General features: G+C 64.7%; 26 protein-coding genes. 8 read left to right on the top strand and 18 right to left on the bottom strand.

Going from position 1 to position 26,808, the window contains the following annotated elements:
* Positions 1 to 102: 102 nt before the first annotated feature.
* The 6 genes from IVB28_RS21640 to IVB28_RS21665 all read left to right on the top strand — a co-directional run bounded on the left by IVB28_RS21640 (position 103) and on the right by IVB28_RS21665 (position 4,851).
* Entirely contained in the window at positions 103 to 918 is an 816-nt protein-coding gene (locus IVB28_RS21640; RefSeq protein ID WP_247528893.1) for an ABC transporter ATP-binding protein, read from the top strand.
* Positions 915 to 1,733 (top strand): ABC transporter permease, encoded by an 819-nt coding sequence (locus IVB28_RS21645; RefSeq protein ID WP_247528894.1) that lies wholly within the window; start codon positions 915 to 917, stop codon positions 1,731 to 1,733. The genes IVB28_RS21640 and IVB28_RS21645 overlap by 4 nt, the downstream gene beginning before the upstream one ends.
* Positions 1,733 to 2,722: a 2-hydroxyacid dehydrogenase gene (locus tag IVB28_RS21650; RefSeq protein WP_247528895.1), complete on the top strand. Its 990-nt coding sequence runs from the start codon at positions 1,733 to 1,735 to the stop codon at positions 2,720 to 2,722. Before IVB28_RS21645 ends, IVB28_RS21650 begins: the two co-directional genes overlap by 1 nt.
* Complete coding sequence (locus IVB28_RS21655) at positions 2,722 to 3,444, top strand: AprI/Inh family metalloprotease inhibitor (RefSeq protein WP_247528896.1); 723 nt, start codon at positions 2,722 to 2,724, stop codon at positions 3,442 to 3,444. The genes IVB28_RS21650 and IVB28_RS21655 overlap by 1 nt, the downstream gene beginning before the upstream one ends.
* A gap of 98 nt (positions 3,445 to 3,542) precedes the next feature.
* The gene (locus tag IVB28_RS21660) at positions 3,543 to 3,917 is read left to right on the top strand and encodes a hypothetical protein (protein WP_247528897.1); all 375 of its coding nucleotides are present in this window, start codon (positions 3,543 to 3,545) and stop codon (positions 3,915 to 3,917) included.
* Between the two features lie 229 nt (positions 3,918 to 4,146).
* On the top strand, positions 4,147 to 4,851 hold the full coding sequence (locus IVB28_RS21665) for a tetratricopeptide repeat protein (protein WP_247528898.1): 705 nt from the start codon (positions 4,147 to 4,149) through the stop codon (positions 4,849 to 4,851).
* Between the two features lie 4 nt (positions 4,852 to 4,855).
* Here the strand turns inward: IVB28_RS21665 and radC are convergent, their stop codons facing one another.
* From radC to IVB28_RS21680, 3 genes are all read right to left on the bottom strand, one after another.
* Positions 4,856 to 5,569 (bottom strand): DNA repair protein RadC, encoded by a 714-nt coding sequence (gene radC, locus IVB28_RS21670; protein ID WP_247528900.1) that lies wholly within the window; start codon positions 5,567 to 5,569, stop codon positions 4,856 to 4,858.
* 87 nt (positions 5,570 to 5,656) lie between these two features.
* Positions 5,657 to 6,475 carry a type I methionyl aminopeptidase gene (map, locus tag IVB28_RS21675; protein WP_247528901.1) on the bottom strand — a complete coding sequence of 273 codons (819 nt, stop codon included), beginning with the start codon at positions 6,473 to 6,475 and terminating at the stop codon, positions 5,657 to 5,659.
* Between the two features lie 187 nt (positions 6,476 to 6,662).
* Positions 6,663 to 7,979 carry a mechanosensitive ion channel domain-containing protein gene (locus IVB28_RS21680; protein ID WP_247528903.1) on the bottom strand — a complete coding sequence of 439 codons (1,317 nt, stop codon included), beginning with the start codon at positions 7,977 to 7,979 and terminating at the stop codon, positions 6,663 to 6,665.
* A 207-nt stretch (positions 7,980 to 8,186) separates the two neighbouring features.
* On the opposite strand from IVB28_RS21680, the gene IVB28_RS21685 reads away from it, so the two are divergent.
* Complete coding sequence (locus IVB28_RS21685; protein ID WP_247528905.1) at positions 8,187 to 9,980, top strand: potassium/proton antiporter; 1,794 nt, start codon at positions 8,187 to 8,189, stop codon at positions 9,978 to 9,980.
* Between the two features lie 27 nt (positions 9,981 to 10,007).
* On the opposite strand, the gene modC is transcribed toward IVB28_RS21685, so the two are convergent.
* The 11 genes from modC to lepA all read right to left on the bottom strand — a co-directional run bounded on the left by modC (position 10,008) and on the right by lepA (position 21,557).
* The gene (gene modC, locus IVB28_RS21690) at positions 10,008 to 10,670 is read right to left on the bottom strand and encodes a molybdenum ABC transporter ATP-binding protein (protein WP_247528907.1); all 663 of its coding nucleotides are present in this window, start codon (positions 10,668 to 10,670) and stop codon (positions 10,008 to 10,010) included.
* A 2-nt stretch (positions 10,671 to 10,672) separates the two neighbouring features.
* Positions 10,673 to 11,368, bottom strand: a complete 696-nt coding sequence (gene modB, locus IVB28_RS21695; RefSeq protein WP_247528909.1) for a molybdate ABC transporter permease subunit — start codon at positions 11,366 to 11,368, stop codon at positions 10,673 to 10,675.
* A gap of 13 nt (positions 11,369 to 11,381) precedes the next feature.
* Positions 11,382 to 12,167: a molybdate ABC transporter substrate-binding protein gene (gene modA, locus IVB28_RS21700; protein WP_247528911.1), complete on the bottom strand. Its 786-nt coding sequence runs from the start codon at positions 12,165 to 12,167 to the stop codon at positions 11,382 to 11,384.
* A 259-nt stretch (positions 12,168 to 12,426) separates the two neighbouring features.
* Entirely contained in the window at positions 12,427 to 13,368 is a 942-nt protein-coding gene (gene mepA, locus IVB28_RS21705) for a penicillin-insensitive murein endopeptidase (RefSeq protein WP_247528913.1), read from the bottom strand.
* Between the two features lie 276 nt (positions 13,369 to 13,644).
* Positions 13,645 to 15,339: a gamma-glutamyltransferase gene (gene ggt, locus IVB28_RS21710; RefSeq protein WP_247529122.1), complete on the bottom strand. Its 1,695-nt coding sequence runs from the start codon at positions 15,337 to 15,339 to the stop codon at positions 13,645 to 13,647.
* A gap of 92 nt (positions 15,340 to 15,431) precedes the next feature.
* Positions 15,432 to 16,592, bottom strand: coding sequence for an acyl-CoA dehydrogenase family protein (locus tag IVB28_RS21715; protein ID WP_247528915.1), 1,161 nt, complete (start codon positions 16,590 to 16,592; stop codon positions 15,432 to 15,434).
* Between the two features lie 76 nt (positions 16,593 to 16,668).
* Positions 16,669 to 17,124, bottom strand: a complete 456-nt coding sequence (locus tag IVB28_RS21720) for a GNAT family N-acetyltransferase (RefSeq protein WP_247528917.1) — start codon at positions 17,122 to 17,124, stop codon at positions 16,669 to 16,671.
* Positions 17,125 to 17,162: 38 nt separating this feature from the next.
* Complete coding sequence (locus tag IVB28_RS21725; protein ID WP_247528919.1) at positions 17,163 to 18,383, bottom strand: MFS transporter; 1,221 nt, start codon at positions 18,381 to 18,383, stop codon at positions 17,163 to 17,165.
* Between the two features lie 250 nt (positions 18,384 to 18,633).
* Entirely contained in the window at positions 18,634 to 19,104 is a 471-nt protein-coding gene (locus IVB28_RS21730; RefSeq protein ID WP_247528920.1) for a hypothetical protein, read from the bottom strand.
* 7 nt (positions 19,105 to 19,111) lie between these two features.
* Positions 19,112 to 19,354, bottom strand: coding sequence for a hypothetical protein (locus IVB28_RS21735; protein WP_247528921.1), 243 nt, complete (start codon positions 19,352 to 19,354; stop codon positions 19,112 to 19,114).
* Between the two features lie 391 nt (positions 19,355 to 19,745).
* Positions 19,746 to 21,557 (bottom strand): translation elongation factor 4, encoded by a 1,812-nt coding sequence (gene lepA, locus IVB28_RS21740; protein WP_247528923.1) that lies wholly within the window; start codon positions 21,555 to 21,557, stop codon positions 19,746 to 19,748.
* 114 nt (positions 21,558 to 21,671) lie between these two features.
* Here lepA and IVB28_RS21745 point away from each other — a divergent pair, with 114 nt between their 5' ends.
* Positions 21,672 to 23,297 carry a glycosyltransferase family 39 protein gene (locus tag IVB28_RS21745; RefSeq protein WP_247528925.1) on the top strand — a complete coding sequence of 542 codons (1,626 nt, stop codon included), beginning with the start codon at positions 21,672 to 21,674 and terminating at the stop codon, positions 23,295 to 23,297.
* A gap of 144 nt (positions 23,298 to 23,441) precedes the next feature.
* Here IVB28_RS21745 and IVB28_RS21750 read toward each other — a convergent pair whose 3' ends face one another.
* From IVB28_RS21750 to IVB28_RS21765, 4 genes are all read right to left on the bottom strand, one after another.
* On the bottom strand, positions 23,442 to 23,759 hold the full coding sequence (locus IVB28_RS21750) for an HPr family phosphocarrier protein (protein ID WP_025032552.1): 318 nt from the start codon (positions 23,757 to 23,759) through the stop codon (positions 23,442 to 23,444).
* Entirely contained in the window at positions 23,756 to 24,157 is a 402-nt protein-coding gene (locus IVB28_RS21755) for a PTS sugar transporter subunit IIA (protein WP_007597752.1), read from the bottom strand. Before IVB28_RS21755 ends, IVB28_RS21750 begins: the two co-directional genes overlap by 4 nt.
* 133 nt (positions 24,158 to 24,290) lie before the next feature.
* Complete coding sequence (locus tag IVB28_RS21760) at positions 24,291 to 24,815, bottom strand: HPr kinase/phosphatase C-terminal domain-containing protein (RefSeq protein WP_247529124.1); 525 nt, start codon at positions 24,813 to 24,815, stop codon at positions 24,291 to 24,293.
* Positions 24,816 to 24,841: 26 nt separating this feature from the next.
* The gene (locus tag IVB28_RS21765; RefSeq protein ID WP_247528927.1) at positions 24,842 to 26,638 is read right to left on the bottom strand and encodes a sensor histidine kinase; all 1,797 of its coding nucleotides are present in this window, start codon (positions 26,636 to 26,638) and stop codon (positions 24,842 to 24,844) included.
* Positions 26,639 to 26,808: the final 170 nt, after the last annotated feature.

Here is a 26,808-nt window from a genome sequence, read left to right on the forward strand (position 1 = left end):
GTGGGACCTGCTCCCCCTCACCCGCGCCTTCGGCGCGACCTCTCCCCATTGGGGAGAGGTCGGGGACGCCGCTCGACCGAGTCTGACCACTGCTGGCGCGCGATGACAGAGAGCAAAACCTCGCCCGCCGTCGAGGCCAGCCTGACGGCTTTGGCCGTCAGCCTGCGCGGCGTGACGAAGACCTATGACAATGGCGTCATGGCGCTCGGTCCGTTCGACCTGGCTGTGCGCAAGGGCGAGTTCATCTCGCTGCTGGGCCCCTCCGGTTGCGGCAAGTCGACGGTGCTGCGCATCATCGCAGAGCTCAGCGCACCTTCATCGGGCAGCGTGCGGGTGGCGCGCCGCGAGGCCGTCCCGCAGCCGGGTCATGGCATCGGCTTCGTATTTCAGGAGCCGACCCTGATGCCCTGGACCAGCGTGCGCGAGAACGTGCGGCTGCCGTTGCGGCTTGGGCGCGTTCCGAAGGCAGAGGCGTACGCACGTGCCGACGCGGCGCTGGCCAGCGTCGGGCTCGCCGATTTCGCCGATGCGTTTCCGCGCGAGCTTTCCGGCGGCATGAAGATGCGGGTGTCGCTGGCGCGCGCGCTCGTCACCGAACCCGATATCCTGCTGATGGACGAGCCGTTCGCCGCGCTCGACGAGATCACGCGCTTCCGTCTCAACAACGACCTGCTCGCGCTGTGGCGCAGCCTTGGCAAGACCGTGATCTTCGTTACCCATTCGGTGTTCGAATCCGTCTACCTGTCGCAGCGCGTGGTGGTGATGACGGCGCGGCCTGGCCGCATCCAGGCCGATATCCGCATCGAGACGGTCGAGCCGCGCGGCGAGGCGTTTCGCACCTCGACGGCCTATTCCGATTATTGCCGGAAAGTGTCGGCGGCGCTGGCGCCGTCCTACGCGGAGCAGTCGACGCTATGACCGGGCAAGCGATCATCACCGCGAGACCGTCCGGCGCACAAGGGGCGCTGCGCTTCGTGTTGCCCGTCATTGTGTTTGCTGCGGGCCTCCTCGCGTGGGAACTGGTGGTCCGCATCAAGGACGTCCCGCCCTATGTGCTGCCGGCGCCCTCGATCATCATCCAGACGCTGATCAAGGACTGGGCGGTGCTGTCAGAATCGCTCGCGGCGACGCTGTTGACCACGCTCGAAGGTTTCGTCGCGGCCAGCATCGGCGGCATCGCGCTGGCGCTGTTGTTCAACCAGTCGAAATGGGTCGAATACTCGCTGTTCCCCTATGCGATCGTGCTGCAGGTGACGCCGGTGATCGCGATCGCGCCGCTGCTTCTGATCTACCTGGAACAGCAGACCGCGGTCGTGGTCTGTGCCTTCATCGTCGCCTTCTTCCCGGTGCTGTCCAACACCACGCTCGGCCTCAATTCGGTCGATCGCAACCTCGCCGGCCTGTTCCAGCTCTATGGCGCCTCGCCACGGCAAGCGCTGCGTTTCCTCAAGCTGCCGGCGGCGTTGCCCTACATTCTCGGGGGCTTGCGCATCGCCGGCGGCCTGTCGCTGATCGGCGCGGTCGTGGCCGAGATCGCGGCGGGAACAGCGGGCGCCGGCTCCGGGCTTGCCTACCGGATCGCCGAGTCGGGCTATCGATTGAACATACCCCGCATGTTCGCCGCGCTGCTGCTGTTGTCGCTGGCCGGGATTGTCATCTATGGGGTGCTGGCGCTAGTTTCGCACCTCGTTTTACGGCGCTGGCATGAGAGCGCGCTTGGAAAGGAAAACTGATGTCCACCGGTTCGATTTCGTCCGAAAAGATCGACCTTCTGATCTATGGGCCGGTGCGGCCGATCCTCGAGAACGGGTTTTCCGACCATTTCGCCGTGCATAAGGCCGAGACGCGCGGCGACCTCGAGCGGCTCACGCCGGCGATCCGCGAAAAAATCCGCGGCGTCGCGGTGACCTATCACACCGTCCGTGCGGACAGGGAGTCGCTGTCGCAGCTGCCCAAGATCGAGATGGTGGCGAGCTTCGGCGTCGGCTACGACCACGTCGACGCCAAATATGCCGCCGAGCACAACATCATCGTCACCAACACGCCCGACGTGCTGACCGAGGAAGTCGCCGACGTCGCGATGGGCCTTCTGATCTCGACCTTGCGCGAGTTCGTCAAGGCCGACCGTTACGTTCGCTCGGGGCTGTGGCAGACGCAGAACTATCCGCTCAGCGTCGGCTCGCTGCGCGACCGCAAGGTCGGCATCGTCGGCATGGGCCGGATCGGCCAGGCCATCGCGCGCCGGCTCGATGCCTCGCTGGTGCCGGTGGTCTATCACTCGCGCAACCCGTCCAAGGACGTCTCCTACAAGCACTACCCTGATCTGATCGAGATGGCGAAGGCGGTGGATACGCTGATGGTGATCGTGCCCGGCGGCGCCTCGACCAACAAGATGATCAATGCCGAGGTGCTGAAGGCGCTCGGTCCGCGCGGTGTGCTGATCAACGTGGCGCGCGGCTCGGTGGTCGATGAGCCGGCGCTGGTGCAGGCGCTGAAATCAGGCACGATCCTCGCCGCCGGCCTCGACGTGTTCGCGGCCGAGCCGAACGTGCCGGACGAGCTCAAGACCATGCAGAACGTCGTGCTGCTGCCGCATATCGGCTCGGCCTCGGTGGTGACGCGCAACGCGATGGACCAGCTCGTGGTCGACAACCTCAAGTCCTGGTTCGCCGGCAAGGCGCCGTTGACGCCGGTTGCCGAAACGCCATTCAAGGGGCGCTGATGAGAGCTCTTCGGGTCGTTGCATCCGCCGTCGCGGCCGCTTTGGCCGCGATCGGCACCGTCGCGGCCTGCTTGGCCGCGATCGGCGTCGCGCATGCGCAGGATGCGACGAGCCTGAAGAAATCGATGCCCGGGCAATGGGAGCTCTCGACCACCGAGCGCAGCAAGACCTGCGTCGTCACGCTCAAGGGCGACGCCGCGGGCCAGGGCTTCAAGCTGGAGCTGGAGCCGGCCTGCAAGACCGCGCTGCCCTTCACCAAGGATATCGTCTCCTGGAACGTCAGGGGTCTCGACATTGTCCGCTTGCAGGACGCCACCGGTGAAGCCGTGATCGACTTCACCGAGGTCGAGGCCGGCATCTTCGAAGGCCTGCGCCAGGGCGAGGGCGTCTACATCCTGCAGGATCTCGCCGCCGCCCGCTCGATGGCCAAGTCGATGGACCAGATGATCGGCGACTGGTCGATCGTGCGCGGCAACGGCCAGCCGATCTGCGGGCTGACGCTGACCAACACCGAGGCGGGGCCCGATAATTTCCAGGTCTTCCTCAAGCCGAAATGCGACGCGGCCATCGCGCAGTTCAACCCGGCGCAATGGCGGCTCGAGCGCGGCCAGATCATCCTGATGTCGAAATCAGGCGACGCCTGGCAGTTCGAGGCCGACGACAATGCGCAGTGGCGGCGCGTCCCCGACGCCGCCGATCCCCTGATCATGCTGCGTCAGTAAGCGTCAAGCCGGTAACCGCGCCGAGCGACGGCACGCGAATGCGGAACCCGCAGGCGGGGTTTTCCGTTGACAGAACAGGGTGATCCTGGAGATCCGGCATGGCCAAGCGCGTCCTCGCGATCGGCATCGAGCCAGGCAATGCGGGCCATAGCGCCTTCCCGCAGGTCACGCCCGAACATGCCCGAAGCTACATCGAGGCCCAGCTGCTGCGCCTGCGCGGTCTCGGCTTTGAGGTCACGAGCTGCCTGATCGATCTCGATGCGACGGCCGAGGCCGCCGTGACGGCCGCCTTTCGCGACGAAAGCTTCGACTGCATCGTGATCGGTGCCGGCCTGCGCGAGCCGAAGGAGCGCCTCCTGCTGTTCGAGAAGGTGCTCAACCTCGTCCACCGTCTCGCCCCGGAAGCCGCGATCTGCTTCAATACCACGCCCGCCGATACGGCCGAGGCCGTGCTGCGCTGGGTCGATCCGTGAGATGGGATTCGCCCGCCCATGCGGCCGGGGCTGGACGGCTTAGATCTGCGCCCGCGGACGGCTCCCGGCGACCCGGCTGGCATGATCGTTTCCGCCTGCGGTGATGTGCCAGCGATGCCACGGCAGCGGGCCGAAATTTCGCTGGTTTCGAAAATTTCCACCAGGTTTCGAACTTTCCCTGCGTTCTGAGTGACCAAGACAGAATGATTAAACTCAATCGGGCTCTGATATGAAACTCGCTGCCCTGGCTTTTTCCTGCCTTCTGTTCCTGGCGATGCCCGCCCATGCGAGTGAAGCGGGCACCTTCAATGCGATGGTGGCATTGGCGAACCAAGGAGATGCGGAGGCGCAGTACCATGTCGGCATGATGTACAATAACGGCATCGGCACACAGCAAGATCGCAGCCAAGCGTTCGAGTGGTTTCAGAAATCGACTGCCTCCAACGATCCGCTGGGCGCCTACAAGCTCGGCTGCTATTACGATGGGCAAGGCGCAGGCGTCGTCGCAACCGATTCAGATCAAGCATTGAAATACAAGCTTGTTTCCGCCGAAGCCGGTTACGCGCGTGCCCAGCACGATGTCGCTCTCATGTATGACCGACGAGGGAATTCAGAAGAAGCGCTGAAATGGTGGAAGAGGGCGGGCGACCAGGGACTTCCTGCCGCTCTCTTCAGCCTGTCGCGTGCGTATTCTGCAGGAAAGGGAACGCCGAGGGATTTGCCCTTGTCATATGCGTACTTCAAACTCTCGCAACTGGCGCCCGCAAAGAACGTGAACGAGATGGCTTCCATGTTGTCCAAGCCAGAACTCGAGAAGGCGGAAAATATGGTTTCCGAGTGGAAGCCGCAACCGACCGCCTTAACGCTCAAGGCATTGAACGGTATCAGAGCCGCGGAAGAGCACTTGAAACTCGCCAAGAACCAGGCGTTCTGATTGCCTAAATCAAGCGCATCCCGCGCAGGCTGGCGTGGCCGCTTCTGCCGACGATGATGTGGTCGTGCACGGCGATGCCGAGCGGCTTGGCGATGTCGATGATCGCTTTCGTCATCTGGATGTCGGCCTGCGAGGGCGAGGGATCGCCTGAGGGGTGGTTGTGCACCAGGATCAGCGCGGTCGCCGATAACTCCAGCGCGCGCTTGATCACCTCGCGCGGATAGACCGGGGTGTGGTCCACGGTGCCGGTCTGCTGCACCTCGTCGGCGATGAGCTGGTTGCGCTTGTCGAGGAACAGCAAGCGAAACTGCTCCTTGTCGGCGAACGCCATGCTGGTGCGGCAATAGTCGATCACCTCGTTCCAGGACGACAGCGCATTGCGGCTGTTGACCTCGCCTTTGGCGACGCGATGCGCCGCGGCGGCAATCAGCTTGAGTTGGTTGATCGCGGATTCGCCGATGCCCTCGACCTCGCGCAGCCGCGCCACCGGGGCATGCACGACCTCGGCGAATGAGCCGAACGTTTTGATCAGCGCCTTCGCGAGCGGCTTGGTGTCGCGCCGCGGCAGCGCCGGAAACAGCGCCATCTCCAGCAGTTCGTAATCGCTCAGCGCGTCCGCGCCGGCATTGTAGAAGCGCTCGCGCAGCCGCTCGCGATGGCCGAGATAGTGCGGCGCGTCGTCGGGCTTGCTCTTGTCGTGGTCGGTCTTGGCGGGCATCGGCCGCCAGCATTGCCGCGGACCGGCGTTTTTGCAACCGTCAATTGCGGTCGCAAATGGCTTGCTGTGGGCGGGCAGGCCGAACCGTCAGCCGATCTGCTTCTCGCCGTGCCGCTCCGACAGCGTGAAGATCTCGACGCCGGTGGCGGTGACGCCGACGGAGTGCTCGAACTGCGCCGACAGCGATCGGTCGCGGGTCACCGCGGTCCAGCCGTCGGAGAGGATCTTCACGTGCGGCTTGCCGAGATTGATCATCGGCTCGATGGTGAAGAACATGCCGGGCTTGAGCTGCACGCCTTCGCCGGGCCTGCCGATATGGATGATGTTCGGCTCGTCGTGGAACATGCGCCCGAGGCCATGGCCGCAGAAATCGCGCACCACGCTCATGGCCTGCGGCTCGACGAAACTCTGGATGGCGTGGCCGATGTCGCCGGTGGTGGCGCCGGGCTTCACCGCCGCGATGCCGCGCATCATCGCTTCATAGGTCACCTCGATCAGCCGCTCGGCCTTGCGGGCGATCGGGCCGACCGCATACATCCGGCTGGAATCGCCGTACCAGCCGTCGAGGATGAAGGTGACGTCGATATTGACGATGTCGCCCTCCTTCAGCGGACGGTCGCCGGGCATGCCGTGGCAGACCACGTGGTTGAGCGAGGTGCAGGTTGAATAGCGATAGCCGCGATACATCAGCGTCGCCGGATAGGCGTTGTTGCTGAAGGCGAAGTCGCGGACGAATTCGTCGATGCGCGAGGTCGGCACGCCCGGCCCGACGATGTCGGTGAGCTCGTCGAGGCACTTCGCCACCAGCGCGCCCGCCTTGCGCATGCCGGCAAAGGCGGCCGGCCCATGCAACTTGATCTGTCCGGTCTTGCGCAGCGAGGTATCGGTAGCTTCGACGTAGCTCATGCGTGTCAGGTCTTTTCGGAGTGATCTCGATGTCGGCGGAAAGGCTTGATTTCCGGCCCCAATTTAATGATTGCAGGCCTTCATGCAAGCTAAGGCAGGGCGTTTTCGAGCAAAGTGGCTGCCGGTTGGCGTGAAGAAAACGCGTTAAAACAAGAATCTTACCGGCCTCTTGCGCCCGAAAGCGGGCTTAATTCGGGACTTCTACGGTGGTTTCCACCGGCAGCGCGCCGCCGCGGATGCGGATTTCGCGGACGGGGTAGGGAACCCGGATACCCTCGTGCTTAAAGGCGTCCCACAGTCCCAGCATCACGTCGCTCCTGACCTTGTCCATGCCGTCGGGATCGGCGATCCAGAAGGTCAGCGAGAATTTCATCCCGGCTTCCGCGAACTCGGTCAGGATGCAGGTCGGCGGCTTGCCCTTCTGCGCGCGCGGATGGGCGGCGGCGGTGTCTGCGGCGAGCGTGCAGACCAGGCGCGGATCGGCGTCGTAATTGGTGCCAAAGGCGATCTTCACCAGCGTGTTCTTGTCGGTATAGGTCCAGTTGACGACCTTTTGCGTCACCAGATCCTCGTTCGGCACCAGGAACTCGCGGCCGTCGCCGGCGGCGACGGAGATATAACGCGTCTTCATCGCGCTGATGCGGCCCGTATTGTCGCCGATGGTGACGAGGTCGCCGGGCTTCACCGACTTGTCGGCGAGCAGGATGATGCCCGAGATGAAATTGGCGACGATCTTCTGCAGGCCGATACCGATGCCGACGCCGACCGCGCCGGAGAACACTGCGAGCGCCGAAAGATCGATGCCGACCGCGCCGAGCGCGATCACGATCGCGACCGCAAGCAGTCCGATGCGGATGATCTTGACCAGCAGCACCTGCACCGACGGCGTCAGGTCGCTGGTCGCGTTGATCCGGCTCTCGGCGAAATTGCTCGCGATGTTGGTGGCCCAGAGCGCGATGAGGAGGAGCGCACCCGCCTTGAGCGCCAGCAGTGGGGTCAGCCGGAGGCCGCCGAGCAAGATCGCGTAGGAATCGAGCAGGTCGACCGTCGTATCGAGCTGGCCGAGAATCGAGAGCGCTGCGAGAAACCATGCCGTGATCGACACCAGCTTGACGATGAAGGCATTGCGCAGCACCGAGGTCACGAGCCGGATCGCGAGCCAGGCCAGCCCGAGCTTGGCGGCGACCATCAGGAGATAGGAGCGGCTCGGCCAAGTCGCGTGGTACATCACCACGCGGGAGATGATCACGAGCAAGGTGAACACCGCCGTCGAGGTGCTGGAGACCATCACCCGGGCGAAGTGCCGGAGCGGCAGCGGCCAGCGCATCGCCAGCGAGGTCATGTCGATCCGGCCGCGGACGGCAGTCTCCGCGGCATAGGCGATGCCGGCCGCGGCCAGAATGAGGCCGAATTGCAGGTAGAACCAGGGCGAGGAGATTTCCGCCCCGACGCTGCGCGCGGTGGTCTGCACGAACTCCATGAAGTCCTTGAGGTCCATGTCCATCGGTCTCGTCGGCAAGCGGGGAGGAATTGATTCGAAGGGAGCCGCAGAATCCCACAAAGGGCGCGGCCGGACCATCGATACACCGGCATGTGATGGACGTTAAGGCCGTAAAATACGGGCAGATTGCCGCGAGGACCTAAAATGGGTTGGCGCGCGAGTCCCCCGACGATAAGGATGCCATTCCAGCTGTTTTGACCCGGAAGGTGGATGGCCTCTCTCGACTCCGTCAGCCTCGCCATATTGCTCGGCGCCGTCCTCGTGATGGCCGGCATCCTGTCGAGCCTGCTTGCGCTGCGCTTCGGCGCGCCCTTGCTGCTGGTCTTCCTTGCGGTCGGCATGCTCGCCGGCGATTCCGGTCCCGGCCAGCTCCAATTCGACGACGTCCGCACCACCTATCTGGTCGGCTCGGTGGCGCTGGCCCTGATCCTGTTCGACGGCGGCCTCAGGACGCGCTTTGCCAGCATCCGTACCGTGCTGGCGCCTTCCGTGGTGCTGGCGACCGTCGGCGTGCTCCTGACCGCGCTGATCACGGCGCCGTTCGCCAAATATGCGCTCGATCTCAACTGGACGGAGTCGCTGCTGGTCGGCGCCGTGGTGGCCTCGACCGATGCGGCCGCCGTGTTCCTGCTGGTGCACACCCAGGGCCTGCGCCTGCGCCCGCGCGTCGGCGCGACGCTGGAGGTGGAATCCGGCACCAACGATCCCTTCGCGATCTTTCTGACCCTGATGCTGGTCGAATACATCTCGCTGGGAACGGGCACGGCCGCGCATGTCCTGATGGAGTTCATCCAGGAGGCCGTGCTGGGCGCCATCGTCGGCGTCATCGGCGGACGCCTCGTCGTCATCGCGCTCAACAAGGTGGCGCTGCCGCAGGGCTTGCATGCGCCCTTCGTGACCACAGCCGCGCTGGTGATCTTCGGTGGCTCGCAGATGATGCACGCCTCCGGCTTCCTCGCGGTCTATCTCGCCGGCATCATCATCGGCAACCGGCCGACGCGCGCGCATAACTCGGTCGTGGCCTTCCTCGATGCCGCGACCTGGCTGGCGCAAATCGTGATGTTCGTGCTGCTCGGCCTGCTGGTCTCGCCGAGCCGGCTCGGCACCAGCGTGCTGCCGGCGGTCGAGGTCGCCTTCGTGCTGATGCTGGTCGCACGGCCGATCGCGGTCTTCGTGTGCCTGGCGCCATTCCGCTTCAACTGGCGCGAGAAGATCTTCATCGCCTGGACAGGCTTGCGCGGCGCCGTCGCAATCTTCCTGGCCTCGATCCCCATGCTGGTCGGCTTGTCCCAGGCCTATCTCTATTTCGACGTCGCCTTCGTCGTCGTCATCATCTCGCTGCTGCTGCAGGGCTGGACCCTGGCGCCGGCCGCGCGCAAGCTGCACGTGGCGCTGCCGCGCGCCGAGCGCGGCCCGCGGCGCGTCGAACTGGATCTGCCCGGCCAGCTCGAGCAGCAATTGGTTGGTTATCCGGTGCGGCCCAAGAGCCTGTATTTCCGCCGCGGCCTGATTCCGTCCTGGTCCAAGCCGACGCTGGTGATCCGCAACGAGAACATCCTGACGCCCGCGGAAGCCGACCCGATCGCGCCCGGCGACTACATCTATCTGCTGGCGCCGCCGGAAAAGGCCGAGTCGCTCGACCGCTTCTTCGTCGACATGCAGCCGAGCTTGGCGCCGGATCCGCATCTGCTGGGTGACTTCATGGTCTCCGCCGAGCACACGCTTGCCGAGCTCGCCGAGATCTACGGCATGAAGGTCGGCGAAGATGAGAGCAAGCTCACGCTTGCCGATTATTTCGACGTCCATCTCGACCGCGCGCCGAAGGAAGGCGCCGAGCTGCCGCTGGACGAGATCGTGCTGGTTGCGCGCAGCATCTCCGGCGGCCGTGTCAGCGTCGTCGGTCTCCGCCTGCCCGAAGAGGACGAAACCCCGGCCCCGCTGACCCGCGCGCAGGTGCTGCGGAAGAAGGTCGCGGATGTGTGGGCCTCTGTGGCGGGGGTTTGATCTGGGCTTGTCCGGGCTACGTCTCGCTCACGCCAGCACCTTCACTCCGCCAAAGCTCGTCACGCGGCCCTGCTTCAGCATCACGATCTGCGTCGCCAGCTGGCGCAGCTCGGCGGCGTCGTGGCTGACATAAACCATCGGCACATTGGCCTCGTCGCGCAGCCGCACCAGATAGGGCAGGATCTCGAGCTTGCGGCCTTCATCAAGCGCCCCGAGCGGCTCGTCGAGCAGCAACAGGCGCGGTTTCGACAGCAGCGCACGGCCGAGCGCGACGCGCTGCCGCTCGCCGCCGGAGAGCTTTCCGGGGCGGCGGCCCTGCAGGGCGCCGATATCGAGCAGGTCGATGACGCGCTTGTGCTGGGCAGGATCGGGCGCGAGGCCGTTCATGCGCCGGCCGTAGTCGAGATTCTGCGCGACGTCGAGATGCGGGAACAACCGCGCGTCCTGAAACACATAACCGATGCGGCGGCGCCAGGCCGGGACATGGAGGCCGGCCGCGGTGTCGTCGACGGTTTCGCCGTCGATCACGATGCTGCCGCGGTCGGGCCGCAGCAGCCCTGCGATCATGTTGACCAGCGACGTCTTGCCGGCGCCGGAGGCGCCGAACAGGCCGATGACGCGGCCTTCGCTGGTGAAGGTCGCGGACAGCGAGAACTCGCCGAGCTGCTTTTCGATGTCGACCCGCAGCATGATCAGTTCCCGTGCAATCGCGCGGTGGCGCGGCGGGCGAACCATTCGGCCGCGATCAGCGCGCCCAGCGCCAGCACGATCGAGACGATCACCAGCCGGCCCGCGGCGGCGTCGCCGTCCGGCGTCTGGATCAGCGAGTAGATCGCCGACGAGATCGTCTGGGTCTCGCCGGGAATGTTGGAGACGAAGGTGATGGTGGCGCCGAACTCGCCGATCGCCTTGGCAAAGCCGAGCACCATGCCGGCGAGCACGCCGGGCAGCGCCAGCGGCAGCGTCACCGTGAAGAACACCTTCCAGGGCGCGGCGCCGAGCGTCTCGGCGGCCTGCTCGAGCCGCCGGTCGATCGCCTCGATCGACAGCCGCATCGGCCGCACCAAGAGCGGAAACGACATCACCCCGCAGGCCAGCGCCGCGCCGGTCCAGCGGAACGAGAACACGATGCCGAGATGGTCGGCGAGGAAGCCGCCGACGAGGCCGCGCCGGCCGAACGTCAACAACAGCAGATAGCCGGTGACGACAGGCGGCAGCACCAGCGGCAGATGCACGAGCGCATCGAGCAGCGGCTTGCCCCAGAAATCGCGCCGCGCCAGCAGCCACGCCAGCGCGATGCCGAATGGCGTCGCCACTAGCGTTGCGATGATCGCAACCCTGAGCGAGAGCAGGATCGCGGTCCATTCGGCGGGAGAAATCTCGGACATCGGCGCGGAGATATCACGTCGTGGGGCTGATCAGGAACCTGAAGCCGTATTTTTCCAGAATGGACTTGGCGGCCGAGGAGCGCAGGAAGGCGAGATAGTCGTTGGCCTCGCCTCTCGCGGTCGTGGTCGCGGCGACGGGATAGACGATCGGGGGATGCGAATCCGCCGGGAAAGTGCCGACGATCTTGACGCCGGGCTCGACCTTGGCGTCGGTGGCATAGACGATGCCGAGATTGGCTTCGCCGCGCGCCACCAGCGCCAAAGCCGCGCGCACGCTCTCGGCCATGGCGAATTTCGCTTCAGTGGCCTGCCAGACCCCGAGCTTTTCGAGTGCCGCCTTGGCATATTTGCCTGCCGGCACCGACCTGACGTCGCCGGTCGCGATCCTGCCGTCGCCGGCGAGCTTTGCGAGGTCGAAGCCTTTGGCGATGGTGACGTTGTCGATCTTGGAATCCTTCGGCGCGATCAGCACGATGCTGTTGCCGAGCAGATTGATTCTGGAAGGCGCGTTGATGGTCTGCTTGGAGATCGCGTAGTCCATCCAGTCGGTGTCGGCCGACACGAACACGTCGGCTGGTGCGCCCTGCTCGATTTGCCTCGCCAGAAGCGAGCTTGCGGCATAGCTGACCGAGAACTTGACGCCCGTCCTGGCGGTGTAGGCCGCGTCGACCTCGTCGAGCGCGTTCTTCATCGACGCGGCGGCAAACACGGTGATGGTCTTGTCTTCGGCACCCGCAGGCGAAGGGCTCACGCTTGCGAGGACGACGAAGGCGGTGACAAGTCCGGCAATACGAATCATGAGGAGCGCTCCCCGCGAGCTCGCGCGTACAGGAAGCACGCGCAGATCGGCGTTGGTGGGTCAGGTCGCGACGGGCGGAAGCGCTGTTCCACGGGCCCGGCTGCGGCTTACGGCCGGCAGGGATATCGCTGCCGGCGAAGATAGCAGGCCGGGCCGCGAGGTCAAACCTGGGCGGTCGCCCGGGCAAGAGCGCTAATCACGGCTGTCGTCCCGGATCGGCGCGCTTGTCCGGGACGACAGCCGTGTCTGTGGCAGCCCACTACGGCTTCGCATCCGCCGCATGCAGCACCGCCTTGCAGGCCGCTGGCATCTGCGCCAGCGTCATCGGCGGCTTTGGCTTTGGCGGCTCCGGCGGCGGCTTGGGGTGCAGCACCGCGTCCGAGAACCAGTAGGCGAGGTCGGCGGGCTTGCAGCCTTCGTCCTCGGATTGCGACGGCTGGCCCTCGCATTCCCCGGCGCCAGCCGGGCAATGCATGCGGATGTGGAAGTGGTAGTCGTGGCCCCACCAGGGGCGGATCTTCGACAGCCAGGCGCGGTCGCCCTTGGCCTCGCGGCACAGCGCCTTCTTGATCGCGGCATTGACGAAGATGCGCTGCACCGCCGGCTCCCGCGCCGCATCGCGCAGCACCAGCACATGCCCGGGTGTGAACACTTTTGGATCGATGTCGAGCCGGTCGGGGCGGACCATCATCACCGCCGACATGTCTTCGCGCTCCTCGCGCGAGAGGCGGCGGTCCGGCATCGGCGTCAGCCAGATGTCGGCATCGAGGCCGATCTGGTGGCTGGCATGGCCCGACAGCGCCGGGCCGCCGCGCGGCTGAGCGATGTCGCCGACCAGGATGCCTGGCCATCCCGCGTCCTTGTGCGCCCTGGCCGCGAGCCGCTTGATCAGCGCGATCATCTCGGGGTGGCCATAGCTGCGATTGCGCGACAGCCGCATCACCTGCCAATGGTCGCCGTTGACCGGCATCTGATCCGCGCCGCCGATGCAGCCCTTGGTGTAGGAGCCGATCACATGGGCCGATCCCTTCGACGGCAGCAGCTTGCGCGCGAACAGCTCCTTGGCGGCGATATCAGGATCGTTGGGATTGGCCAGCGGCGGCAGCGGCTTCGGCGTGACGCTGCCCTTGTCCTGGGCCAGCGCGCCGCCGGCGGTCAGGAGCGTCATGACAAGCAGGAGAGGGATGTGGCGGGGACTCATGCGCAGCTCTTATAACCCAACGCAGCCTCGGGGTTAAGAACGAGGCTTTCGTCCAGACGCAATCTCACGGCGTCTTGACGGCCGTGGCCTCGGCGTCAAGCTGCGCCCGGCATGAAAACCACGACCATTGAGGCCGTTCGCAAGTCATAGTCCTGTCGCGAGGACCGCCCGGATTTTAACGGCGCGATAGCCGTATCCTGCAATGACCAAAATTCGTGCGCTGGTGGCCTAGGACGGGATATCGGCTCGCGTTCGGAGAATGGAGAACATCGCGGATCAATACCCTGCCGCTAATCCCGAATTGCGGCGTGGATCGTTCGCACCATAGTAGCGGTTGATGCCGATCTGCTTGCCGTTCAGTGATGGCGCGCCAACGATGATCAGCGCGAGATGATTCGCCGGTTGCGGCGGACCGAACTTGTGGCCCATGCCTTCCAGGATCTTGCGCGTGTCTGGTGACAGGGCATAGGTTTCGACATTGGTCAGGTCCGGAAGCCATTGCTGGTGGATTCGCGGCATGTCGACCGCTTCCTGCGCGTTCATGTCGTAGTCGATCGCGTTGATCATGGTTTGCAGCACGGCCGTGATGATGCGGCTGCCGCCAGGCGTGCCCACCACCATGACAGTCTTGCCGTCCCTGGTCACGATGGTCGGGCTCATCGAGGAGAGTGGACGCTTGCCGGGAGCGATGGCGTTCGCCTCGCCCTGCACCAGGCCATAAAGGTTCGGCACCCCGATCTTGGCGGTGAAGTCGTCCATTTCGTCGTTGAGCAGCACGCCAGTCTTGGCCGCCGTCACCTTGGCGCCGAACCAGTCGTTCAGCGTGTATGTCACCGAAACCGCGTTCCCGTCCTTGTCCGCGATGGAATAATGCGTTGTGTTGCTGCCCTCGTGCGGCGCGACGCCCGGCTTGATGTCCTTGGAGACACCGGCCTTGTTCGGATCGATCACGGCTCGGATATTGCTCGCGTATTTCTTATCGAGCAGGCGATCGAGCGGGTTTTTCACGAAATCGGGATCGCCGAGGTAGCTGTTGCGGTCAACGTAAGCGTGGCGCATGGCTTCGATCTGCACGTGCACGGCCTGCGCGGAGTGATAGCCTAGCTCTTTGAGCGGATAGCCTTCCAGGATGTTCAGGATCTCGCAGATAACGACGCCGCCCGAGCTCGGCGGCGGCGCGGAAATCACGTGGTATCCGCGATAGTCGCATTCGACAGGGGCGAGCTCACGCGTTTTGTAGCTGTCGAGATCGTCCTGTGTCAGCAGGCCCTTGCCCGCCTGGCTCGACGCCACGATGGCAGAGCCGACCCAGCCCTTGTAGAAGCCGTCGGTGCCTTTGCTGCTGATCTCGCGCAATGTCTTGGCGAGTTCCGGCTGCACCAGCTTCTCACCCACCTGGAACGGCTGACCGTTGTTGAGGAAGATGGCGCCCGATGCCGGGTCGTCCTGAAAATCCGCAGTGGCAGTGCGCAACAGCTCGATGTCGCCCTGGTCGAGCGTAAACCCCTGCTCGGCGAGCTGGACCGCGGGAGCGAGCAGGTCGGCGCGCTTCATGGTGCCATATTTTTCGCGCGCATATTCCATACCCGAGACGGATCCTGGCACGCCCACCGCGAGGTGCCCCTTGGTCGAGAGCCCCTTGATGACGTTGCCGTCCTTGTCGAGATACATGTTCGCGGTCGCACCTTTGGGCGCCGTCTCGCGGAAATCGAGAAAGGTCTTGCGGCCGTCGGCGAGCTGGATTGTCATGAAGCCGCCGCCGCCGAGATTGCCGGCTGCCGGGTAGACCACCGCCAGAGCATAGCCCACAGCTACTGCGGCATCGACCGCATTTCCGCCACGCTTGAGCACATCCACGCCCACTTGGGTCGCCAGATGCTGCGCGGACACCACCATGCCGCTTTCAGCGGCGACCGGCGCGACCGATGCCGCGCGCGCGGGGCTGAATGTGACGAGGCTGACCGATACCATCGCGGCGATGATCGACTGCAGGTTTGTTGGTATTTTCGGCACGGCAAACACTCCTCGGGGCTGGGCCGGTGAGGCCGGCACACATTGTTGTCTCAGACGGATGGGCCACTCGCAAGGATTGCCTTGCCCACATCCTCGTAATGCGTGTCGCGCGCCTGGATCTGCTGGGCGATGGCGTGCATGTCGCGGAACCTCCGCTCGAATGGATTGCTGCGGAACACCGCGGTCGCACCCGCCATGTGATAGGCAGTGTCGACCACTTTTGCCGATTGGTGGATGGTCCAGGTCGCAGCCAGGCGGACCGCGCTGCGATGCGCCGCGCTGAATTCGCCGGTCGTGGTAAGGTCGCGCCACATCGCATGCGCCGTGGCATAGAGATAGGCGCGCGCGGCGCGCAGATCACCCTCGGTGCGGCCGATCAGGCCGTGGACTGCCTGGTTGTCGCGCATGGCGCTTGCGGCAAGCGACTGGTGTTTTGCGCGCGAAAGCGCGATCGCCGCATCCAGCGTGGCACGCGCGACGCCGAGAGAGACAGCGGCGAAGCCGAGGCCGAAGGTCGAGCCGGTGCCGATCCTGTAGAGCGGACCCTTCTCGCGCAGGGCGGACGGCACGTCACGAAACGCGGTGAAGCGCTCGGGGATGAACAGGTTGCTCACCTCATATGAGTCCGTACCGGTGCCGGCAAGCCCGATCGCCTGCCAGACGTCGTGCAGCACGGCACTCGTCGCCGGAAACAAAATGGTGCGCACCTCCGGCGACCCGTCGGCATTCTTGCGCGGCGCGCCGTCGCTACCGACAATTCGAACATGCGCCCCCAGCCAGCTCGCCTGCCGCGAGCCCGAGGCAAAATCCCAGCGCGCGGTGACGCGATAGCCGCCCTCGACACTGCGCGCCTCATGCGCGATCGCGCCCCAGGCAAGAATGCCGGGCGGCGTGTTGAAGATCTCCTGGGCGGTATCGCGGTCGAGCGAGGCCGCAATCATCGCGCAGACGCTGCATTGGCCGAGACACCAGGCCGTGGAGGCATCCGCTTTCGCGATCTCCTCCAGCATCTGCATGAAGGTTTCCGGCGGGGCCTCTCCGCCGCCAAGGCTCTGCGGCAGCAGCGCGCGATAGAGCCCGTTCTCGATCAGCGCGGCGACCACGCCAGGCGTCAGCCGCCGCGTCCGCTCGGTTTCGTTGGCTTCGCGCGCGATCAACGGCGCAATGGCGCGGGCACGTTCGACCAGACCAAATTCGCCAGTTGCGGTCATGCGCGTTTCCTCGCCCCTTCTGCCGTGAGCGGTGAGGATGGGATGGTCGTCTATTTGGCGGAGAGGATCAAGATCACTATTCAGCGAGCAATCGCTCCATGATGATCGTGCGCTCGTCACCATGGTAACTGTCGCGCACCGCAACGAATCCGAGCCGGGTGTAGAAAGCCTCCGCGGTGACCGACGAGGGCACGGTCAGTGAAGCGACGTTACGCCCACGCGCCGTGCGTTCGATCTCGGCCATCAGCAGCTTGCCGATGCCGCGCGCCTGAACGTCGGGCGCTACGAAAACCGTCCGGACTACGCTTCCGTCAAGACTCGCCGTCCCGACGATGCGGTTGCCAATGGTGGCGACGAAAACGATGCGTTTGCCGATCAGTTGCAGCACGGCGTCCGGGCTGAAGCTGCGCTCGACCCGTTCGATGATCTCCTCGGTATAATCCTTCGCGTTCGTTTCGCGCAGCGCACGCAGGGTGACGGCGCTGATGTCAGCGGCGTCATCCTCGCGCGCCGGCCGGATCGTGCAGTCCATGGTCGCTCCATGCGCTCGGAAGTCGCCCCTTGCGCGCGTCAGGCCGCGGCGCGACCAAGGTCGAGCGTTTGCCTGCGCCTGGTCGGAAAGCTCAGCGCCACCGCGACGGCGGCGAGCCCGATCGCGAAGGAGCCGGCGTGCAGCCATGTGTATTGCTGGAAAGTGTCGAACACGAGCCCGCCGGCCCATGGTCCGAGCGCCATGCCGAGGCTGGCAAAGGCCGAGACCGCGCCGAACACGGTGCCCATGATGCGCGCGCCGAAGAATTCGCGGACCAGCACCGCATAGAGCGGCATCACCCCGCCATAGGCAAGACCGAACGCGACCGAGAGCGCGTAGAATTCGCCGAGCTGGGCCACCGCGAGATAAGTTGCGATGCACATCGCCTGCACGAACAGGCCGCCGACCAGCACCGGCTTTGCACCAATGCGATCGGCCAGCGTGCCCAGCAGCAGGCGCCCGCCGAGGCCGGAGACGCCGGCGACGCCGTAGACCGTCACCGCCGTGAGCGGGGCGATGCCGCACACCATCGCATAGGACACCATGTGGAAGATCGGGCCGGAATGCGCGGCGCAGCAGGCAAAATGCGCTGCCGCGAGCGCGATGAATTGCGGCGTGCGCAGCGCCTGCGCCGCGGTCAGCTCCACGTTCGGTGCGGCGTCTGCATTCGCATCGCCTGCAGCTGCCGGCGCCGGACGCACCAGGAAGCAGGCGGGGATCAGCAGAGCCCAGGCAGCACAGCCGATCACCAGCATCGCGGTGCGCCAGTCATAGGTCGTGATCAGCCAGCTCGCGGCCGGCGCGATCGTCACCGGCGACACGCCCATGCCGGCCGAGACCAGCGCCACTGCAAGACTGCGGTTTGTCTCGATCCAGGCGCTCGCGAGCGCCATCATCGGTGCATAGAAGCTGCCGGCGGCAATGCCGATCAACACGCCGAAGAAGAGCTGAAATTGCCACAGGCTGGTCGCCTGGCTCGCGGCGACGAGGCCGAGCCCCAGCAGCAGGCTTCCTGCGAGCACCACGATTCGGGTGCCGAACCGGTCCGACAGCGTGCCCCACAGGAACGCGGCCACGCCCATGCAAAGGAAATCCAGCGTCGCCGCCGCCGACACGCCCGCGCGCGACCAGCCCATCGCTTCCGAGATAGGCTGCAGGAACACCGCCAGCGACAGCATCGTGCCGAACCCGACGCAGGTCATCAGCGCACCCGCGGCGACAACGACCCAGCCATAGTCGAAGCGTGACGGCTTACTCATGGCGTTTCCTCGGCGCTTTTGGTTTTGTTGATGGTGCGCCGGGGAATGGTGGCCTATCCGGCGGGAGAGGGCAAGGTTGGCGGTCAAGCGCGTTTTCGTGAGCGGTACGGGAGCTTGTCATTCCGGGGCGCGTCACTTGGCGCGGGCTATGATGCGCAATTGTGCATCTGAGAATCCGTCTCACCGCCTTGGTCGCTGCTTGATCAATTCCCGGGTTCTCGGCTCGCGAGCCCCGGAATGACGATCCTGGTCAGCGCGGCCGAAGCGGTCCCACAGTTACGATTTGCTCTCGTGCCCGCTCGTTTACGCGTGCAAACTCTTCCATGACACGCCTGAACAATCCCGGATCTATGGACGTGATCAGGCCATGATCAGGCGCGTCCAGATCGGGAAAATAGTCTTTGTGGATCGGAAGATATGCCCGGACCCGCGTGTCGATGAAGAACGCGGAGCTGTTCTTGTTCTGGCGCGCCCTGTCCAGCGGCACCTGGATAATTCCGATCGGCAGATTGCCGCCAAACTTCCGGACTTGAGACGAGGTGTATACCGCGACAGCAGCCCCATACGCTGGCGACTGGTGTCCCATCACCCTGGAAGCTTCGATTGCGGAAAAAGCACCGATGATAATCGCCGCATGTCGCGTGCGCGCGGGTACGTCGGGCATCTCAACGAAAGGGAAGTAACTCCAGACCATGTCGCCGCGTCGGAAAGGCGGAGCCATTTAGGTCTCACCGGAAAAGTGATCGCCTGAATGCGTAGTCCTCATCGCTTTCATCGGCATCGCGATGAAGCTCGTATTTGTCGAGCGAGAGTGGCGGCATCTTTGAAAAATCCTGCACCACCTCGACGTAATCGAGATGGCGCCGCATGACGTCCTCGACGAGTTCCTTCACGCTTACATTGTCCAGTCGTGCAACGCGAGAAGCCTTGTCGTAAAGCTCATCGTCGAGATGTACCGTGATATCGGCCATGGCAGGTTTCCCGGGGGCAACAGGCCTGAACTTACCGGTTTATATAAACCGCCTTGCCGCAATTTGGAAGGTAACGCCGACCGGCTGGACACGCGGCGATGATGGCTCATGCCGCTGTTTTGCCCGGCGGGTCAAAGGAGATTCGCAAAATCGGAAAAACGTGAATGCAAACAAGCCGTCGGCTACTGTGCATGGGGTTGTTTTCGGGATTTGGCTGCCCGGCTCGAAAGGCTCAAACCGACCCTGTTCGAAAACAGGATACGCTTTTGTCGTCACGGCGCGGGCTTGACCCGGCCGTCCACGACTTTGCCGGACCAAGAACGTAGATGCCCAAGACCAGCCCGGGCATGACGGCGGCTGAGGTATTCGTCAGGCGGCCCTAAACCCCGCCTCAGCTATCCACCTTCAGCGCGGCAATAAACGCTTCCTGCGGGATGTCGACCTTGCCGAACTGCCGCATCTTCTTCTTGCCTTCCTTCTGCTTCTCCAGAAGCTTGCGTTTGCGCGTGATGTCGCCGCCATAGCACTTTGCGGTGACGTCCTTGCGCAGCGCGCGCACCGTCTCGCGCGCGATCACCTTGCCCCCGATCGCCGCCTGGATCGGGATCTGGAACATGTGCGGTGGGATCAGCTCCTTCATCTTCTCGACCATGGCGCGGCCGCGGCCTTCCGCGCGGGTGCGGTGGACCAGCATCGAGAGCGCGTCGACCGGCTCGTTGTTGACGAGGATCTGCATCTTGACGAGGTCGGCCGGCTTGTAGTCGGTCAGATGGTAATCGAACGAGGCGTAGCCCTTTGAGACTGACTTCAAGCGGTCGTAGAAGTCGAACACCACTTCGTTCAGCGGCAAATCGTATTTCACCATGGCGCGGGCGCCGACATAGGTCAGCTCCTTCTGCGAGCCGCGGCGGTCCTGGCACAGCTTCAGCACGCTGCCGAGATATTCGTCGGGCGTGAGGATCGTCGCTTCGATCCAGGGCTCCTGGATCTCGGCGATCTTGACCACGTCGGGCATGTCGACGGGATTGTGAATGGAGATTTCCTGCCCGTCGGTGAGGCTCATCTTGTAGATCACGCTCGGCGCGGTCGCGATCAGGTTGAGATCGAATTCGCGCGACAGACGTTCCTGGATGATCTCCAGATGCAACAGCCCGAGGAAGCCGCAGCGGAAGCCGAAGCCGAGTGCGGCCGACGTCTCCATCTCGTAGGAGAAGCTGGCATCGTTCAGGCGCAGCTTGCCCATCGCCGCGCGCAAGGTCTCGAAATCATCGGCGTCGGCGGGGAACAAGCCGCAGAACACCACGGGAATGGCCGGTTTGAAGCCCGGCAGCATCTCGGTCACCGGCTTCCTGTCATCGGTGATGGTGTCGCCCACGCGGGTGTCGGCGACTTCCTTGATCGCGGCGGTGATGAAGCCGATCTCGCCGGGGCCGAGCTCGTCGACCTGTGTCATCTTCGGCGTGAAGAAGCCGACGCGTTCGACGTCATAGGCCGCGCCCGTGCCCATCATGCGGATGCGGCTATTCTTCTTCATGACGCCGTCGACGACGCGGATCAGCACGACGACGCCGAGATAGACGTCGTACCAGCTGTCGACCAGCAGCGCTTTCAATGTGGCTTGGCGATCGCCGTTCGGCGGCGGCAGGCGAGTGACGATAGCCTCCAGCACATCGGGCACGCCGAGACCGGTCTTGGCTGAGATCATCACGGCGTCGGATGCGTCGATGCCGATGACGTCCTCGATCTGCTGCTTCACCTTCTCCGGTTCGGCGGCGGGAAGGTCGACTTTGTTCAGGACCGGAACGATCTCATGACCCGCGTCAAGCGCGTGGTAGACGTTGGCGAGCGTCTGCGCTTCGACGCCCTGGCTGGCGTCGACCACCAACAGGGAACCTTCGCAGGCCGCCAGCGACCGCGAGACTTCGTAGGCGAAGTCGACATGGCCGGGCGTGTCCATCAGGTTGAAGACGTAGTCCTTGCCGTCCTTGGCGCGATAGGCGAGCCGCACCGTCTGCGCCTTGATGGTGATGCCGCGCTCGCGCTCGATGTCCATGGAATCGAGCACCTGCTCCTTGCCCGCCATTTCGCGGTCGGTGAGACCGCCCGTCATCTGGATCAGGCGGTCGGCCAGCGTCGATTTGCCATGGTCGATATGGGCGACGATGGAGAAATTGCGGATGTTCGAAATGGGGACGGTCGTCATGGGCGCGGGATACCACTCACACCCCCGTGCGGCAACCTTATTGCTGTATTTTCAGGGCCTTTGTTCACGCCAAGCTGATTCCACGGCGGGGCGAAACGCGCTACGCAAGCGCCCATGTCGACCACCGCGATCCCCTCCGCCCGAACGCGCACGAAGACCCGCCTGAGCTTTGCCCGCTTCCGGGCCTGGCTGGTTGCCTGCGCGGTCCGCCCTGAGGCGAGATTGTGGCTGGTGATCCAGCTCGCCATCCTGCATGCGGTGCTCTGGACCTTCATCCTGATCAATCTGAAGGCTGCGCAGGACGTTCACATGGATGTCGCAGAAGCCTATGGCTGGGGCCAGAAATTCCTCTGGGGCTATGGCAAGCATCCGCCGCTGTCGGGCTGGGTCGCCGGCCTCTGGTTCACAGTATTCCCGGCCGCGGACTGGGCCACCTATGCGCTGGCGATGGCGACCGTCGCCGCCGGCATGGTGATCTGCTGGCTGGTCGCGCTGCGCGTGGTGGATGCGCGGCGCGCGTTTCTGGTCGTGGTGATGGTCGCGCTGTACCCGATCTTCAATTTCAAGGGTTTCAAGTACAACCCGGACTTGTTGCAGCTCGTCACCTTGCCGCTGCTCGTGCTCGCTTATCTCAACGCGTTCGAGAAGCGGAGCTGGCAATCCGGGGTCTTGCTCGGACTTGCCGGCGCTCTGGCGCTGATGACCAAATATTGGGTGCTGACCATGATCGGCGCCATCGGCCTTGCGGCGCTGATCCATCCGGAGCGGTTGCGCTTCCTGCTCTCGCCGGCGCCATGGGTGGCGATCGTGACCATGATGGTGGCGATGATCCCGCACATCGTCTGGCTGGCGGAAGCGCATTTCGTGCCGCTGACCTATGCCGGCGACACCTACAGCCTGCAGGACGCGAGCCAGGTGCATCAGCTCGTCGCCGGCTATGTGCTGCATAATCTCGGGCTGCTGGCATTGCCCGTGGCGCTGGCCGGGCTCGCGATGGCGCTGGTGCCGCCGTGGATCACACTGCTGCTGCGCGCGCCGCTCTGCATCGTCACGCGCGCCTGGGCCCGCGGCGCCAATTCAGGCGTCAATTTTTCTCAGGCGCTGAACGTGTGGGCGATCCAGATCATCGTCGCGTTCGGCCCGCCGCTCGGCGCGCTCGTCTTCAGCATCTACATGAAGACCGATTGGGGCATCTCGCTGTTTTTCCTGACGCCCTTGGCGCTGGTCGCGATCCCCGCATTGCGTGTGCAGAGCGCCAGCCTGTTCAACATCGTCGCGATCTGGTTCGTGCTCAGCGCCGCGACACTCGCCGCTTCGCCTTGGATTGCCGCGCGCGAGATGGCGGCCAATGCCGGCAACACCGCGACCTATGGCGCGCGCTCGGATCTGGCGCGCGAATTGACGGAGGCCTGGCACGCGCGCTTTGCCTCGCGCTGGGCCGTGGTCGCCGGCACCATGGAGTCGATCCAGCCGATGGTGTTCTACAGCCCCGATCATCCGGCCGCGTACACGCCGAACGAAGCCTGGGCTTCCGGGCTGACCTCGCTCGACGACGTCAAGAGATACGGCTTCATCGGCGTGTCCGATCCGACCGACGGCCGGCTGCCCGCGTTCGAGAAGTGGGTCTCGGAAGTCGCGCCGAACGCCGAGCGCATGGTGCTGACGACGCGCCGCTTCACCCACGGCAAGGCCGGCCCGGCGATGAGCTGGAACGTCTACATCGCGCCGCCGGGGAAGTGAGCGAGGTGCCGTAGTGCGTCGCCCTAATACAAGGTGGGCAAAGCGAAGCGTGCCCACCACGTCTCATGATTGTTGGAAATTGGTGGGTACGGCGCAAGAGCGCCTTTGCCCACCCTAGGGCACTGCGCGCGTAGTGAACGCCGCCTAAACCCCTTCCTCGTTGAACTTGCTTTCAACGAGCTCGGTGATCGCCGCGAGCGCGGCTTCGGCGTCGGTGCCGGCGGCGGCCACCGTGATCGTCGTGCCCGGCCCGGCGGCGAGCATCATCAGGCCCATGATCGAGGTGCCGCCGACGGTCTCGCCGCCGCGCGTCACCCACACCTGAGCGTCGAAGCGTTCGACCGCCTGGACGAATTTCGCCGAGGCGCGCGCGTGCAGGCCCCGCTTGTTGATGATCAGGAGATCCTTGGAGATCGCGCCTGCGGGCACGCCTGTCCCGGCTTGTGGCGCCTCCTCGCTCATTTGCCGGCGAGCACGCGGCTGGCGATGGTGACGTATTTGCGGCCGGCTTCCTGGGCCATTGCGATCGCGTCGGGCAGCGGACGCTCTTCGCGCACCTTGGCGAGTTTCACCAGCATGGGAAGGTTGATGCCCGCGAGCACCTCGACCTTGGGCCGGCTCATGCAGGATATTGCAAGGTTCGACGGTGTGCCGCCGAACATGTCGGTGAGGATCGCAACGCCGTCGCCGGAATCGACGCGGTTAACCGCCTCGATAATGTCGCTTCGACAGAGATCGGAATCGTCTTCGGCACCGATCGTGATCGCTTCGATTTGCTTTTGTGGCCCCATGACATGTTCAAGCGCTGCCTTGAATTCGTCGGCAAGGCGCCCGTGGGTCACAAGTACTAGACCAATCATCGGAAAACTCCTCGCGGGCGCTTTTGGTGCACCGCACGAACGCGCCACTTTGACCATCCAGAGCCCCTGCGCAAGAGGGGATGTTGCGTATCTCCCTGAATCTAGACGGATGGATAAGGGGAGCTGCGCCGGTCTATTCGGTCGCGATAGTGGGGTTCATATGGTTACCATTTCCCTTCAAACAATCGCCTGAAGGGTTAACCGAAGATGAACTCTTGGTAGTGGTCAAGGAAGCGACAACCAAGGGGAGGGGTGAATAGCCGCAGCCCACCGGGATTCGCGGTATTAAGACACCTAAGATGCTGGTTTCGAGCGATTCCGCCGCAGGCATGCGCTCCGCGTCGGCGGCCTCCAGATCGACCACGAGACCGACGGTCGCGTGCTCCACGAAGTCGCAGCGGCGGATCCCCAAGCCGGGGACCTCGATCAGGCCAGCCAGGCGAGGCGCGGGCCGGACCTCAATTTCATCGCCGACTGTCGCCAGATGGACACGGTCATCCCCGACCAGAACGGCCCTTTCCACCACCCCACTGCGGCCTGCCATGATCAAATCAAAGGCGAGGCGCGACTTGCCCGAGCCTGAGGGCCCGCGGATCAGCACCGCCAGCTGTCCGACCTTGACCGCGGAGGCGTGAACGCTGGGTCCGCCTTGGTTCAAGCTGCCGTCGTTCGATCTGCCTTGGTTCATAGTGCCGGCAGCCTGACGACGAACCGCGCGCCTGCCACCGTCGGAACGCCCTCGTCATCCGGCGGGCCTGCGCGGTTCTCGGCCCAGATGCGTCCGCCATGCGCGTCGATGATCTGCTTGGAGATCGACAGGCCGAGACCGGAATTCTGGCCAAAGCCCTGATGCGGACGATCGGTGTAGAAGCGCTCGAAGATGCGCTCCAGCGCGTCGTCGCGAATGCCGGGGCCGTCGTCGTCGACCACGATCTCGATCTCTCCGCGCACGCGCCGGCAGGTAAGGCGCACCTTGCTGCCGCGTTCGGAGAACGATTGGGCGTTGGAGAGCAGGTTGGAGACCACTTGCCCGAGCCGTGAATCGTGGCCGGTCACGGCGAGCGTATCGGACGCGCCGCGGCCTTCGAAGCGCGTCTCGACCGCGACGTCGTGGCCGAGCTTGGTTTCATTGGCGACGGACACCAGCGTCGTCAGCAGGCGGCGCAGGTCGACCGGGAGCGCGTCCTGGCGCTGCAACTCGGCATCGAGGCGGCTGGCGTCGGAGATGTCCGAGATGAGGCGGTCGAGCCGCTTGACGTCGTGCTCGATCACCTCGAGCAGGCGCGCGCGGCTGGTCTCGTTGCGCGCCAGCGGCAGCGTCTCGACAGCCGAGCGCAACGAGGTCAGCGGGTTCTTCAGTTCATGTGCGACGTCCGCGGCGAACATCTCGATCGCCTCGATGCGGCTGTAGAGCGCGCTGGTCATGTCGCGCAGCGCGCCCGAGAGGTGGCCGATCTCGTCGCGGCGGCGGGTGAAATCGGGGATCTCGATGCGGGCCTTGATGCGGCGGCGGACGCGCTCGGCGCTGTCGGCGAGCCGCCGCACGGGCCCGGCGATCGTGCTCGCGAGCAGCAGCGACAGCATGATCATGACCGCGGCCGCGACGCCGCCGACCTTCAGGATGGCGAGGCGCTCGGCGGTGACCATCTGATCGATGTCGTCGCCTTGCGTCGAGAGCATCAAGGCGCCGCGAATGGCGCGCGAGCGCAGCACGGGGACCGCGACCGAGACGATCACCTCGCCGCGCGCATTGACCCGCACCATCGAGCGCTTCTGGCCCTGGAGCGCATCGGCGACCTCCGCATAGCCGTTGCCGTTCTCGGGGCCGAGCTCGCGGTAGAGCGGCAGGTCGCCGCGATTGAGCCAGGTGCGCACCGAGACCATGCCGCGCTCGACGATGCCGGGTTTCTCGGCCGGCGGCGGCAAATTGTAGCGCAGCACGTTTTCGAGGTTGCGGCTGTCGACGAGCAGGCTGCCATTCGGATCATAGATGCGGGCGCGCGTCTTGGTCGGCGAGATCAGCGTGCGCAGCACCGGCGCCACGCGCTCCGGATTGATCGGGAAGTCCAGCGGCGAATATTCGTCCGGGCCGCCATAGGTCTCGCCCGGCTTGAGGTCGAGCAGCCGGTCGGGGTCGATGGTGATGGCGTTGGTCTGCACCGTGGCGGAGGCCGCGATCGCGCCGGCGATGATCTCGGCCTGTACCAGCAGGCTCTGCGCCCGCGCGTCGATCAAGCCGGCGCGGAACTGCGACAGATACAGGATGCTCGCGACCAGCGCGACGAGGCCGGCGAGGTTGAGCGAGACGATGCGGCGGGTCAGGCTGGAGAAGGACAGCGCGAAGAAGAACTGTCCGGCGCGTTTCAACCAGTTCAGCGGCCGAAAGCCGTGCGGCTTGTCGTCGGCAAATTGCTCCGGAACGCCGTCGGACGTGGCGTCCGCGGCGCTCTGGTTAGGATCAGGCTGCGTTCGGTCCAGCAATGCTTACGCCCGCGTTAGGACGGCTCGTTGCGAAGGTCCCCGCATTCTAGAGCATGATCCGCAAAAAGTGTGCAGCGGTTTTCCGAACGGATCATCTCAAGAAATAAACCAAAGCGCGATGACGATTCCCATCTTCATCGCGCCTTGGAGCGATCCCGGTCCCGATGGAA

It is taken from the genome of Bradyrhizobium sp. 199 (genome assembly GCF_023073355.1).
Taxonomy (GTDB): domain Bacteria; phylum Pseudomonadota; class Alphaproteobacteria; order Rhizobiales; family Xanthobacteraceae; genus Bradyrhizobium.